This is a genomic window from Pseudomonas sp. B7 (assembly GCF_016735645.1).
Classification (GTDB): domain Bacteria; phylum Pseudomonadota; class Gammaproteobacteria; order Pseudomonadales; family Pseudomonadaceae; genus Aquipseudomonas; species Aquipseudomonas glycinae.
Genome location: NZ_JAERRE010000007.1, coordinates 1 through 12,290 on the forward strand (window position 1 = coordinate 1; position 12,290 = coordinate 12,290).

Sequence of the window (12,290 nt, forward strand, 5' to 3'; positions counted from 1 at the left end):
ACGAGTCGGTGCAGATCTATAACAACGAGCGGCCTCATCTGTCGCTGAAATACAAAACACCCGATGCGGTGCATCGGGCGTTTTGAGGCTGAAACAGGTGTAAACCTATTTCAGGACTAGACACGCGCGTGATTGGGCTGTGCGCTTGTCGGGTCCTTGGCTAAACTGCCGGATCATTAGCCGAAAAGCCGCCCATCATGCTTCGTTTACTGTTCTGGATTGCCTTGATCGCCGCCGCTGTCTGGTTGTGGCGCAAATTCAAGGCCCCCGCCTCGTCCAACCGATCGCCTCGCGAACAGGATGCCGCGCCGATGGTGCGCTGCGCCCACTGCGGCGTGCATCTGCCCCGCGACCGCGCGCTGAACCTTCAACAACAGTGGTATTGCAGCCAGGCTCATCTTGAGCAAGGCCCCGGCTCCAGTGATCGCTGAGGCCGACAACGCCGACAGCAAACAGGCTCAGCGACTGCTGCGCCTCTATCATCTGTACCGTTTGAGTGTCGGCATCACCCTGGTGTTGCTGATCTCCAGCAACATGGACAACCGCCTGCTGACCTCGGCCAACGACGAGTGGCTGCGCAATGGCAGCTGGTTGTACCTGGTGCTGAACATCCTGCTGGTGGTGTTTCTCGAGAACATTCGCCGCCCCGCCCAGTTGTTCGGCCTGGCACTGGTCGACATCCTGCTGCTATGCGGCGTGTTCTATGCGGCCGGCGGCGTGGCCAGCGCGATCGGCAACCTGCTGATCGTCTCGGTGGCCATCAGCAACACCTTGCTGCGACGACGTATCGGCTTGCTGATCGCCGCCATCGCCACCCTCGGCATCGTCGGGCTCAGCTTTCTGCTGAGTTTCAGCCATCCCCTGAGCGCCAACGATTATCTGCAGGCCGGCACCCTCGGCGCCCTCTGCTTCGCGGCGTCATTGCTGGTGCAAGGTTTGATGCGCCGTCTCGAAGTCAGTGAGAACCTGGCCGAACAGCGCGCCAGCGAAGTCGTGGGGCTGGAAGCCCTCAACGCATTGATCCTGCAACGCATGCGCACCGGCATTCTGGTGCTCGACGAACAACGCCGGGTGCAACTGGCCAACCACAGTGCCAGGGTCCTGCTGGGCCAAACGCATCTTGAAGGTGACTTGATCGACGAGCACTCGAGCGCATTGGTCGAACGCCTGCAACTGTGGCTGAACAACCCGACCCTGCGGCCGCAAAGCCTGAAAATTGCCGGCAACGGCCTGGAGCTGCAGCCGAGTTTCATCGCCCTGGAACAGAACCCGAACCGCCAGACCCTGGTGTTTCTTGAAGACCTCGCCCAGATAGCCCAGCAGGCCCAACAATTGAAACTGGCTGCGCTGGGCCGGCTGACCGCCGGTATCGCCCATGAAATCCGCAATCCGCTGGGGGCCATCAGTCATGCAGCGCAGCTGTTGCAGGAGTCCGAGGAACTCGACAGCGCGGATCGGCGTCTGACGCAGATCATTCAAGACCACTCCCAGCGCATGAACCGAGTCATCGAAAACGTCCTGCAACTGTCCCGCCGCCAGCAAAGCGCACCGCAACGGCTCGACCTCAAGCCGTGGCTGGAGCAGTTCGTCAACGAGAGCCGCGAACGCTCCGGCGAGCGCCAGCACATTCACCTGCACATCGGCCCGGGGGATTTCCGCACGTTGATGGATCCCGGCCAGCTCACGCAGATTCTCGACAATCTGTTACGCAACGGCTGGCGCCACAGCGCCCTTTTGCACGACCCGGCCGAGGTCTGGATGACGCTGTTCATCGACCCCGAGAGCACGCTGGCCGTGCTCGAAGTGCAGGACAACGGCCCCGGCGTGCCGCTGGATCAACAGGCTCACCTGTTCGAACCGTTTTTTACTACCAGCAGCCAGGGCACCGGCCTTGGGCTTTATCTGTCCCGTGAGCTGTGCGAAAGCAATCAAGCGCGCCTAGACTTCAAATCACGCCAAGGCGGCGGCTGCTTTCGCATCACCTTTGCTCACGGACGGAAACAAAGTTGAACACGAGCCCACGGCAAAAAATCCTCATCGTCGACGACGAGCCGGATATCCGCGAACTCCTGGAAATCACCCTGGGACGGATGAAACTCGACACCTTCAGCGCACGCAATCTCGAAGAAGCCCAGGCACTGCTGCACCGCAAGACCTTCGATCTGTGCCTGACCGACATGCGCCTGCCCGACGGCACCGGCCTGGAGTTGGTGCAGCACATTCAGCAACGTTATCCACAACTGCCGGTGGCGATGATCACCGCCTACGGCAGCCTGGAAACGGCAATCAACGCCCTGAAGGCCGGGGCATTCGACTTCCTGACCAAACCGGTGGACCTGACACGCCTGCGCGAGCTGGTCGGCTCGGCATTGCGCATGCCGGCGCCGGGCAATGTCTGCACTTCGATCGACCGGCGGTTGCTCGGCGATTCACCGCCGATGCGCAACCTGCGCAAGCAGATCGACAAACTGGCCCGCAGCCAGGCACCGGTCTACATCAGCGGCGAGTCTGGCAGCGGCAAGGAGCTGGTGGCCCGACTGATTCATGAACAGGGCCCGCGCGCCAGCCAGCCGTTCGTGCCGGTGAACTGCGGGGCGATTCCGTCTGAGTTGATGGAAAGCGAGTTCTTCGGCCACCGCAAAGGCAGTTTCAGCGGCGCGGTGGAGGATAAACCGGGGCTGTTTCAGGCGGCTCATGGCGGCACACTGTTTCTCGATGAAGTGGCGGACCTGCCACTGCCGATGCAGGTCAAGCTGCTGCGGGCGATCCAGGAAAAAGCCGTGCGCAGCGTCGGCGGCCAACAGGAAACCGTGGTCGATGTGCGCATACTCTGCGCGACGCACAAGGATCTCGATGCTGAAGTGGCTGCCGAGCGATTCCGTCAGGATCTGTATTACCGGCTGAACGTGATCGAACTGCGTGTACCGTCCCTGCGCGAACGTCGCGAGGACATCGAGGCACTGGCCGGCCACATGCTCAAGCGCCTGGCCAATGGCACCGGGCAACCGGCGGCACGCCTTCATCCCCATGCCCTCGAGGCGCTGAAAAACTACCGTTTTCCGGGCAATGTGCGGGAGCTGGAAAACGTACTCGAGCGGGCGCACACCCTGTGTGAAAACCGCACGATCGAGGCCGAGGATTTACGCCTGAGTGAAGGTAATGGCGCCGCCGAGGCCGGGATTGCCGATCTGACGCAGATCGACAACCTGGAAGACTATCTGGAAAGCGTCGAACGCAAACTGATTCTGCAGGCGCTGGAAGAAACCCGCTGGAATCGCACGGCGGCGGCGCAGCGGTTGAGTCTTTCGTTTCGGTCGATGCGCTACAGGCTCAAGAAACTGGGGCTGGATTGAACATTCAGGGGAACGCAGCCTTTGTCGGCTGCGTTTTGTTGATATGGCTTCAGATCCGTCCGGCCGGTGCATACGGCGCCGGATCAATGATCGGCGCGCGCCCCAGCATCACATCGGCAAACAACTGACAGGACGCCGGCGCCAGCACCAGCCCGTTGCGGTAATGCCCGCAGTTCAGCCATAGACCGTCAACCCCCGGAACCCGGCCAATGTAGGGAATGCCCTCGGGCGAACCCGGTCGCAGCCCGGCCCAGTGCCCCACCACTTCGGCATCGGCCAGCGCCGGCAGCAACTCGACTGCCGAGGCCTTGAGGCTTTCCAGTGCGTTGTCCGTCGGGGTCTTGTCGAAGCCTTCGTGTTCCAGCGTACTGCCGATCAGAATGTGCCCGTCACGGCGCGGAATCGCATAACGCCCCTTGGCCAGCACCATGCTCGGCAGGAAATCCGCTGCGCACTTGTACAGAATCATCTGACCCTTGACCGGTTCCACCGGCAGCGACAGGTCCAGGTTCTTGAGCAGTTCGCCGCTCCACGCCCCTGCGGTGAGAACGACCTGATCACCGGTGATCAAACCCGTGGAGGTCTGCACGCCCACCACCCGCTCGCCCTCACGGACAAACCCGCTGACTTCACACTGCTCGTGAATCGTCACATTCGGCAGTGCCTGCAACGCCGCTTTCAAAGACTTCACCAGCCGCGGATTGCGCACGTTGGCCACATCGGCCATGTAGATCGCCCGGGAAAAACCGCCTCCGAGCACCGGCACCGCATCATGCGCCGCCGAGATATCCACAGCCCGCAGCGGACGGTTTTCCCGCGCGGCCCAGGCCAGCGCTTCGGCTTCGTCATCCAGGTCCAGCCAATACAGGCCGGTGGTCTGCACTTCGGGGTCGACCCCGGTATCGGCAAAAAGGCGCTCGCCCAGCTGTGGATAAAAATCCTGCGACCAGTGCGCCAGCGCGGTGACGGCCGGGCTGTAGCGCCACGGGTACAGCGGAGACACGATACCGCCGCCGGCCCAGGACGATTCCTGGCCGACGTTCGAACGATCCAGCAGCACCACGCTGCCGACCTCGGAGGCGAGGTTGTACGCAGTGAGCAGGCCAATCACCCCGCCACCGACAATCACCACTTGCTGTTGCCTGGTCATGTTTGATCCAACCGTAAAAAGACAGTGGGCGCAAAAGGCGCCCGAAATAAAGCGGCTCAGCGGCCCCAGCAATCCTTGGTAGTCAGCCCGGTGGTCGCGTTGTTCATGCTTCTGACACCGGTGTTGGTGAGAGTGAAATCCCCGCACTTGTCAGTGGCCATAGCCGTGCCGGTCTTGCGGGTCGCGGTCAGCTGGAAGGTCTGATCGGTGATCGTCGGCGTGATGGTGTAGAAATCGTTGCCGGTGCTCAACCCAGTGACACCGGTGTAGACGTTGTTCTTCGAATAGAAGCGTTCGAGGATCTGTGCCTGTTCCGACAAATTGCTGACTACGTCGGCACGGCGGCCCTTCTTTACGTATTCGGTGAGGCTCGGATAGCCGATGGTGATGACGATACCGATGATCGCAATCACGATCATGATTTCGATCAGGGTGAAACCTCGGTTGGATCTGCGCATGCCTCGAACTCTCGCTTACTGAATTTGCCGCCACATGATACGACGGCTGCCGCCGCCGGATTTTTCCACCAGGGTGGTGATACCGCCACTGGAATCGTTCACGACCTTGCGTGATGCACCGTTGACGATGGCGTTCAGGGTCGGGATACCGCCGGTGAACACCACGCCGCTGGAAATCGTGTCGTTGCTGTCGACCACGCCATCAGCGTTGGTGTCGAGCACCGCGTAGTTGAGCATCTTACCGCTGAACGCATCGAGTTCGATCAGTTTGCCGGTACCGAAACTGGAACACGGGTCTGTGGTATCGACGCTGGCCGTGGTAAACACGATGCGTCCCAGCACCAGACTGGCCTGGTTGATCACCCGTTCGCCGGTCAATGCGTTGTTGTACACCAGCGGCAGGTACCAGCCCTTCTCCGCCGGATACGTCGTGTCGTTCTGGCTGGTGGTGACGAACTGCCCGGTACTGCCGGAGAACACCCCGGTAATCGCCTGCGCCTGCAAACTGCTGACCGTGATCTGGCCCGACCCGCCATCGGCGTCCCACACCGAATAGAACGCCTGCAAATCCTTGTTGGTCTTGTCGGCGGTTTCGTTGAATTTGCCGGTGCCGACGAAAATCTGTTTGCCACCCAGAGCGTTGTCCGCCAGCAACGGTTGCGCGGTGATCGGCTGAGTCGCCCCGCCAGCCGTGGTAAATAACGGCTTGCCGGAAAACGCTACGCCCCAGCTGTCGGACGACGTGGCGCTCAGGTCGAACTTCCACAACCGTCCCTTCAAGTCACCGCCATACGCAGCCTGCACCACGTTCTGCGAATTGACCCGCAGCTTCACCGAGGACAAACCGTTGGTGGTTTCCGTACTGTCGATGACGATTTTCTTGATCAGCGAGCCGTCACGGACATCCAGCACATACAGCGCCGCCACGCCGGAGTTGCTGCCGTAACCGTTGGCAATGAATGCCGCCCAGCGACCATCGGCCAAGCGTGCCACTTCCGGGCGGGCATAGGCGTAACCCAGATCATTAAATGCGTTGGAAGTACTGGCGGTGGCCGGAGCGCTGACCTCCCACAAGGCACGGATGATGTTGCCCGCCGAGGCATCGAACAACTGGAGCCCGTAGAAAGTCTTGCCGCCGGCGCCCGTGCCGCCGATGGCCAGGGTTTTCCACGCCGTACCGAATTGCGCGTCGAATACACCGAGCTGACCATCCACCAGAAACTTGTGGCTGACGCCGTTGATGTAATTCGGATCGGCAATCAGGCGCAGCGAGGGCAATACGCTGGACGGCATGTAGGCATAGCGTCGGGTACCGTTGGCCGAGTTGATGACACTGACAAAACCGTCGTTGGCGTTCACCACGAGGCTGGCATTCATGTTCGAGGCTTTGGTGGTCAGGTAGGTACTGTAAGTGGTGTCACCGGCCAGATCGGAAGCGGTTTTTTCCGTGGGCGAAGCCAGCACCAGTGGTGAGTTGATGATGTCCCCGAGCAACACGCTGCGCACTTTGAGTCCGGTCTTGTTGGTGCCCTTGCTCCATTCGACCAGGTCGATGCCGCTGATACCGGTGGGCAACCCCTGGCTGAGAACAGTCTGCTGGGCCGGGGAGAGGTTGCCGTAGGCCAGCGTCACCGCCGCGTTGTTCAGGGTGTTCCACGACTGGTAGGTCGGCGCGGTGGCGCCGGGCACGATGGCCGTGTCGGTGGACCACAATACCGCCGAGGTGTTGACCGCCCCGGCCGAGGTAAAACCAAAGGACTTGATCGTGCCGCGCCAGTCCTTGGGGTCATAACTGGTCTGGAAGTAACTGGTGCCGCTCGCGAGCGTGGTGCCACTGGCCACACCGCTGCCGCCGGAGCCGGCCTTGGAGGTGATATCGCTCAGTGCCGACGACAGCGCGGCGTTCAGGCCGGCGCTGTCGGTCGCCTGGTAGTAGCGGCCCTGTCCGTAATCCGCTGCGTCCGAGAGCATGTCATTGGAGGCGGTGAAACCCACGGTGTAGGTGTTCATGTTCTGCCTGGGAAAGTCCACCGCATTCCAGCTCTTGCCAGCCGCGTCGGTGCCGGAGGAACGCATGTCGATGTCGAAGGCGAACTTGGCGATATCGTCCAGGTACAGCGTATCGCCCTCCCCGTCCCCGTTCAGGTTGTTCCCGTCATTGTTGATGCCATCCCAGTTCGGCAAGCGGCTGCCGCCCAGCGGGTCGTTGCTCGGAAAGGTGCGGTCGTAGGTCGGCAAACCGTCAGTGATCACCACGCCGTAGTTTTTCTGGCAGCGATACTGGATCGGGCTGGTGTAGGTGCTCGGCGTGCTGTTGTAGTAAGGCGCCATCCCGCGCATGTAGCGGGTGATTTCATAATAGGTCTCGGCCAGGGGAGTGTTGGCCACCGCGCTCAGGCCGTTGATCGAGGAAATCAGTGCGTTGTAGTTGGTGTCGGCCTGGGCCTGGGTCACGCTGCCGCTGACCGGTGACAGGTCGCTGATGGAGCGTGCAATGAAACCGCCGTTGCCGGGGTTGTTGCTGGTAGCCGGATTGAAGGTGGCCAGGCCCATGCGCAGGTTGCGGTTGCTGGTGACCAGTGCGGTGGAGACGTTGCGCGCCACGTTGATCCGGTAATCATTGGGAATGGCCCCGGTGGTGAAGTCGCGTGTGCCGTTGTTGATCGCCAGCCCGACCACGTAGGAAATGTAATCCGCCGAATAGCGAGTGTTGCCGCTGCCCACCGGATCCGGCAGCTTCAGGCAGAGCGGCGTCAGGCTGTTGTTGTAGAACGCATAAGCGCCGCCGGAGCAGCCGGAGGTTGGCAGGCTCGAGAGAAAGATCGTATCGCCGGTAATGGCGCTCGAGCTCAGGCACAGGCCAATGACTGCGTTGCACTGGCGGGCCGCCGTGCGATCCACGGTCGGATCAAATCCTGTCGCATAGATGATGCTGTTCATGCTGCCCGAGTCGTCGATCATCAACATCACGTTCGGCGGCACGGCGGCCGCGCTCAACAGCGGCGAATCGGACGGTGTGAAGGCATACGCCGGCGCGGCCAGATAGAGCCCGGCCAGCATGCCGAGTAGCAGCGACAACCACTTGAAGCGTCGCTCAATACTTCGCATAGACACTCTCCACCACACTGCGCGAAGTACCCGCGATGCCAACGGCCGTGACCCGGTACAAGGTCGCCGAGGTGTTGCTCGGCACGTTCACCGCAGTCAGGGTCGTGCCGATGTTCTGCACCCCGTAGAACCCACTGCCGGCGGCGATCCAGGTCACGCCCGACGTGGAGTTGAACCCCGCCGCGCTGACCACCGAGGATTCCGCCGGCGGCGCACATTGAGTAGTGCTGGCACACACCGCCAGCGTGTAACCATCCAGCTGCACCGCACTTTCGCCGATGCGCAGTGCCGCCTCGGCAGTCTGGAACGATTGATTGCGCAGGCTCACGCTGCCAGCCATTTTTTCCTGCAGGTTGGCGCTCTGCATCGATGACAGGCCGATCACCGTCAGGAGCAGCAGAAACACCAGGCTGACCAGCAACACCATGCCGCCCTGGGACCGTCGCCGATGGAGAGAAACACTCATCGCTCGCCCCTCACTGCAAGCGGTTGCGCAAGGCGGCAACCACGTTGAAGGTTTGATTGCGGACCCGATTATTCGGGTCAGTGAGGGTCAGGCTCAGGCGCACGCTGCGGATCCGCGCCGGATCACCCGGGTTGGCGCTGTAGGTGGAAGCCGCGACGTCGGTCGCGGAACTCGCCAGACCGAACATCACAGTGAACGCACTGACGTTATTCACCAGCACTTGCTGGGCCGGATTACCGCTGCCGGTGCCCATCAGAATCTGGTTGTTGCTGAAGCTGTAGATCAACCGACGGATCGGAAACGCGATCTGTCCCGTCGCCGCAGCCCGTGCGCCGGTATAAGCGGTGGCGCTGTTGCGGCAATCGGAGACCACGGTCCAGGTCGGCGTCCCGCCCGCGCTGCCGACATCGGCGGTGACCAGGGTCAGCTTGAGGTTGGCGTTGTCCCAGCTGATCGGCGTGATCTGGGCCGCATTGAAATCTCCCGCCGAGCTGGAATCGGTAATCGTGCCCAGGCAACCGAACATGCCCACCATGCGCAGTTCCTGAATCATCTTGCTCAACACGAACCGCGCGTCTTCCTGCATGGCGGCCGCACTGTTCTGGCTGACGTAGGTGTTCTTCGCCGCCAGGAAGATTTGCACCACACCCAGCCCCACGATCAATCCCAGCGCCAGGGCGACCAGCATTTCGATCAGGCCAAAGCCGAGGTTATGGCGCTTCATGGCGTGGCCACCGGATCGACCGCGGCGCGGCTGGTCAGGACGAAACTGCGGGGCGCACTGGTCGTATTGGCGGCGCGCGCGTCACTCCAGGTGATGGTGATGGTGTACACGCGCTGATTGAGGGTGATGCTGCCGGTGGCGGTCGGGCCGCCGAAATTGACGATGTTGGTGGTGAAGTCGTAGAGATCCTGATCCCGGGCGACACTCAGGTTGCCCGTGGTCGGCGGTGTGACGGTGTAGTCGGCGCCCGAGTTGGCGCGGATTCGATCCATCATGTCGTAGGCGATGAAACTCGCCTGGCTGGTCATGCGCGAGCTGTCGGTGTACTTCAGCGCATTGAGCTGAACCGCCGCCGCGCCCAGCAATCCGACCGTCAGAATCAACAACGCGACCAGCACTTCGATCAGCGTCATGCCCTCCTGTGCGTGCTTGCTCCCTGCCCTCATCCGCAACTTCCACCCAATTGAATTCGTCCGTTCAGACACACGTTCAGCGTCCTGCTTTGCGTTCCCAGCACATAACTGATGACCACCGCCGTGGACGGTGCCGCCAGTCCGCCCAGATTGTTGAAATCCAGCGCGGTCACTCCAGAGGGTAGCGTCAGAGCCGCGCCGCTGCTCATCGCTGGAACAACCCGCAATACATTGGCCGGAGTGCCAGTACTGTCGTAGACCGACAACTCGCCGGTCCAGACACTGCCGCCGGCGCTCGGCCGCAAGCGGGTGGTGACGCCCCGGTTGATCGCCTCGAGCCTTGCGTAGTTGAGGGCCCGTTGCAGGTCGCCGACCTCGGTGTCGGCCTTGCTGCCCTGCACCGAACGGGTGAATCCCGGCACCGCCATCGTGATCAGGATCACAAACACCGCGACCGCCACCAACAGCTCGATCAGCGTGAAACCTTTTGTACGATGATCCATCGATGCCCTCCGTTGCCGTCGGCTATACCTGTACAAACCTAGAACATTCGACCGGCATGCGCCGGTTGATTTACCGCGAACGGCGCACGGATTGCGCCGCTGTGCACAATCCAGGGAGGACGCGCACATGCCGCAACAGGGTTTCAGTCTGGTCGAACTGCTTATGGGACTGGCGATCGGCGCAATTGTTCTGTCGCTGGTCAGTCCGGCGCTGGCGGACCTCACCGAATCAAACCGGCGGCAGCTGGCCGCGCAGTCTTTGCTCGACGGGATCCGCAATGCCCGGACCATGGCCATCACGCGCAACCAAAGCGTGGTGATTCATGGCATCAACGGTGATTGGGGCCAAGGCTGGCGGATCATTCTGGATATCAGCGGAAAGGGTCCGGGAGATGCCGGTAATCCCTTGCTGATCGAGCAGGCGAGTGACGCAAAGATACCGATTGTCGGCAACTGGCTGGTGAGCCGCTACATACGCTTCAGCAGCCTGGGCCAGCCACTGGTGCCGGACCGGAAATTTCAGGCGGGGACGTTACATCTATGCTCGGCTCGCGAGCCGGTAAGCCAGCTCCAGGTGGTGCTGGCGGCAACCGGTCGCGTACGCCTGGTCAGTCAAAAGGCTGAACAGGCGCTGTGTCGAAAGGATAAAGCGATCAGATCGAGCGAACGCGCAGCTCTTTAGGCATCGAGAACGTGATGTTCTCCTCACGCCCGGCCAGTTCGTCGGCGCCGGTGGCGCCCCAGGCCTGCAACTGCTGGATCACGCCACGCACCAGAACTTCCGGGGCGGAGGCGCCGGCGGTGATGCCGATACGCTCGACACCGTCGAACCAGCTCTTTTGCAGGTCTTCGGCGCCGTCGATCAGGTAGGCCGGCGTGGCCATGCGTTCGGCCAGTTCACGCAGGCGGTTGGAGTTGGAGCTGTTAGGGCTGCCCACCACCAACACCACGTCGCATTCGTCGGCCAGTTGCTTGACCGCGTCCTGACGGTTTTGTGTGGCGTAGCAGATATCGTCCTTGCGCGGCCCGCCAATGGCCGGGAAACGCGTACGCAGCGCATCGATGACACGGCTGGTGTCATCCATGGACAGTGTGGTCTGGGTGACGAAGGCCAGTTTGTCCGGGTTATGTACCTGCAACTCGGCGACATCCTTCTCGTCTTCGACGAGGTAGATCGCACCGCCATTGCTGGCGTAGTACTGGCCCATGGTGCCTTCGACTTCCGGGTGACCGGCGTGACCGATCAGGATGCATTCACGGCCGTCGCGGCTGTATTTCGCGACTTCGATGTGTACCTTGGTCACCAATGGACAGGTAGCGTCGAACACTTTCAGGCCACGGCCGGCGGCTTCGGTGCGCACGGCTTGCGAGACGCCGTGGGCACTGAAGATCACGATAACGTCGTCCGGTACCTGATCGAGTTCCTCGACGAAAATCGCGCCACGACTGCGCAGGTCTTCGACCACAAACTTGTTGTGCACCACTTCGTGACGCACATAGATCGGCGGCCCGAAGACCTCCAGGGCGCGGTTGACGATTTCGATCGCCCGGTCCACGCCGGCGCAGAAGCCACGGGGGTTGGCGAGTTTGATTTGCATGCGGTGCCTCGTGTCTTGCGCGCGAAAGATTGGATCATTACAGGAGCCGGTCAGCCGGCTCCTGCAGAACAGCAATTACAGCGCTTTGACGGAGAAGATTTCCACGTCAAAGGTCAGCGTCTTGCCAGCCAGCGGGTGATTGAAGTCGACGGTCACTTGCGCGTCGTCGAACTCTTTCACCACACCCGGCAGCTCAGTATTGGCCGCATCGTTGAAGATCACCAGCAGACCCGGCGACAGTTCCATGTCCGCAAACTGCGAACGCGGAATGATCTGCACGTTTTGCGGGTTCGGCTGGCCGAAGGCGTTTTCCGGCTCGACGGTCAGTGTACGCTTGTCGCCAGCCTTGAAACCGAACAGTGCCGCCTCGAAGCCCGGCAGCAGGTTGCCGTCGCCGACCTTGAAGGTCGCAGGGGCTTTGTCGAAAGTACTGTCGACCGTGTCGCCGTTCTCCAGGCGCAATGCAAAGTGCAAGGTGACTTCCGTGTTCTGGCCGATGCGTTGCTCAGCCAATACC

13 protein-coding genes are annotated in these 12,290 nt (G+C 61.5%); 4 read left to right on the forward strand and 9 right to left on the reverse strand.

Features of this window, described 5'->3' with window-relative positions:
• The first annotated feature begins 197 nt into the window (after positions 1 to 197).
• Genes JKA62_RS16425 through JKA62_RS16435 form a run of 3 tightly spaced genes read left to right on the forward strand, consistent with a single transcriptional unit; the run spans position 198 to position 3,353 of the window.
• Positions 198 to 431: a PP0621 family protein gene (locus JKA62_RS16425; RefSeq protein WP_011335992.1), complete on the forward strand. Its 234-nt coding sequence runs from the start codon at positions 198 to 200 to the stop codon at positions 429 to 431.
• Positions 421 to 2,010, forward strand: a complete 1,590-nt coding sequence (locus tag JKA62_RS16430; protein ID WP_201818871.1) for an ATP-binding protein — start codon at positions 421 to 423, stop codon at positions 2,008 to 2,010. Before JKA62_RS16425 ends, JKA62_RS16430 begins: the two co-directional genes overlap by 11 nt.
• Positions 2,007 to 3,353 carry a sigma-54-dependent transcriptional regulator gene (locus JKA62_RS16435; RefSeq protein WP_201818676.1) on the forward strand — a complete coding sequence of 449 codons (1,347 nt, stop codon included), beginning with the start codon at positions 2,007 to 2,009 and terminating at the stop codon, positions 3,351 to 3,353. Before JKA62_RS16430 ends, JKA62_RS16435 begins: the two co-directional genes overlap by 4 nt.
• 49 nt (positions 3,354 to 3,402) lie before the next feature.
• Here JKA62_RS16435 and thiO read toward each other — a convergent pair whose 3' ends face one another.
• From thiO to JKA62_RS16470, 7 genes are read right to left on the reverse strand one after another with little or no spacing between them, the layout of a single operon-like run.
• Entirely contained in the window at positions 3,403 to 4,503 is a 1,101-nt protein-coding gene (gene thiO / locus JKA62_RS16440; RefSeq protein ID WP_011335995.1) for a glycine oxidase ThiO, read from the reverse strand.
• 56 nt (positions 4,504 to 4,559) lie between these two features.
• Positions 4,560 to 4,961, reverse strand: coding sequence for a type IV pilin protein (locus tag JKA62_RS16445; protein ID WP_011335996.1), 402 nt, complete (start codon positions 4,959 to 4,961; stop codon positions 4,560 to 4,562).
• Between the two features lie 15 nt (positions 4,962 to 4,976).
• Entirely contained in the window at positions 4,977 to 8,069 is a 3,093-nt protein-coding gene (locus tag JKA62_RS16450) for a pilus assembly protein (RefSeq protein ID WP_201818678.1), read from the reverse strand.
• Positions 8,056 to 8,535: a pilus assembly PilX family protein gene (locus JKA62_RS16455; RefSeq protein ID WP_011335998.1), complete on the reverse strand. Its 480-nt coding sequence runs from the start codon at positions 8,533 to 8,535 to the stop codon at positions 8,056 to 8,058. Before JKA62_RS16455 ends, JKA62_RS16450 begins: the two co-directional genes overlap by 14 nt.
• 10 nt (positions 8,536 to 8,545) lie before the next feature.
• Positions 8,546 to 9,259, reverse strand: coding sequence for a PilW family protein (locus JKA62_RS16460; protein ID WP_201818680.1), 714 nt, complete (start codon positions 9,257 to 9,259; stop codon positions 8,546 to 8,548).
• Positions 9,256 to 9,705, reverse strand: coding sequence for a type IV pilus modification protein PilV (gene pilV / locus JKA62_RS16465; protein WP_011336000.1), 450 nt, complete (start codon positions 9,703 to 9,705; stop codon positions 9,256 to 9,258). Before pilV ends, JKA62_RS16460 begins: the two co-directional genes overlap by 4 nt.
• The gene (locus JKA62_RS16470) at positions 9,702 to 10,175 is read right to left on the reverse strand and encodes a GspH/FimT family pseudopilin (RefSeq protein WP_011336001.1); all 474 of its coding nucleotides are present in this window, start codon (positions 10,173 to 10,175) and stop codon (positions 9,702 to 9,704) included. Before JKA62_RS16470 ends, pilV begins: the two co-directional genes overlap by 4 nt.
• Positions 10,176 to 10,302: 127 nt before the next feature.
• On the opposite strand from JKA62_RS16470, the gene JKA62_RS16475 reads away from it, so the two are divergent.
• Positions 10,303 to 10,857, forward strand: a complete 555-nt coding sequence (locus JKA62_RS16475) for a GspH/FimT family pseudopilin (protein ID WP_011336002.1) — start codon at positions 10,303 to 10,305, stop codon at positions 10,855 to 10,857.
• Here the strand turns inward: JKA62_RS16475 and ispH are convergent.
• Both ispH and fkpB read right to left on the reverse strand, forming a co-directional pair.
• Positions 10,829 to 11,773 (reverse strand): 4-hydroxy-3-methylbut-2-enyl diphosphate reductase, encoded by a 945-nt coding sequence (gene ispH, locus JKA62_RS16480; protein ID WP_201818682.1) that lies wholly within the window; start codon positions 11,771 to 11,773, stop codon positions 10,829 to 10,831. The two genes, JKA62_RS16475 and ispH, sit on opposite strands and share 29 nt — an antisense overlap.
• A gap of 75 nt (positions 11,774 to 11,848) precedes the next feature.
• Positions 11,849 to 12,286, reverse strand: coding sequence for an FKBP-type peptidyl-prolyl cis-trans isomerase (gene fkpB, locus JKA62_RS16485; RefSeq protein WP_170928297.1), 438 nt, complete (start codon positions 12,284 to 12,286; stop codon positions 11,849 to 11,851).
• Between the last annotated feature and the right edge of the window lie 4 nt (positions 12,287 to 12,290).

Excerpts from the sequence above, each read along its gene's own strand:
- JKA62_RS16425 (WP_011335992.1), top strand. The coding sequence starts at position 198 with ATGCTTCGTTTACTGTTCTGGATTGCCTTGATCGCCGCCGCTGTCTGG.
- thiO (WP_011335995.1), bottom strand. The coding sequence starts at position 4,503 with ATGACCAGGCAACAGCAAGTGGTGATTGTCGGTGGCGGGGTGATTGGC.
- JKA62_RS16445 (WP_011335996.1), bottom strand. The coding sequence starts at position 4,961 with ATGCGCAGATCCAACCGAGGTTTCACCCTGATCGAAATCATGATCGTG.
- JKA62_RS16450 (WP_201818678.1), bottom strand. The coding sequence starts at position 8,069 with ATGCGAAGTATTGAGCGACGCTTCAAGTGGTTGTCGCTGCTACTCGGC.
- JKA62_RS16455 (WP_011335998.1), bottom strand. The coding sequence starts at position 8,535 with ATGAGTGTTTCTCTCCATCGGCGACGGTCCCAGGGCGGCATGGTGTTG.
- JKA62_RS16460 (WP_201818680.1), bottom strand. The coding sequence starts at position 9,259 with ATGAAGCGCCATAACCTCGGCTTTGGCCTGATCGAAATGCTGGTCGCC.
- pilV (WP_011336000.1), bottom strand. The coding sequence starts at position 9,705 with ATGAGGGCAGGGAGCAAGCACGCACAGGAGGGCATGACGCTGATCGAA.
- JKA62_RS16470 (WP_011336001.1), bottom strand. The coding sequence starts at position 10,175 with ATGGATCATCGTACAAAAGGTTTCACGCTGATCGAGCTGTTGGTGGCG.
- JKA62_RS16475 (WP_011336002.1), top strand. The coding sequence starts at position 10,303 with ATGCCGCAACAGGGTTTCAGTCTGGTCGAACTGCTTATGGGACTGGCG.
- ispH (WP_201818682.1), bottom strand. The coding sequence starts at position 11,773 with ATGCAAATCAAACTCGCCAACCCCCGTGGCTTCTGCGCCGGCGTGGAC.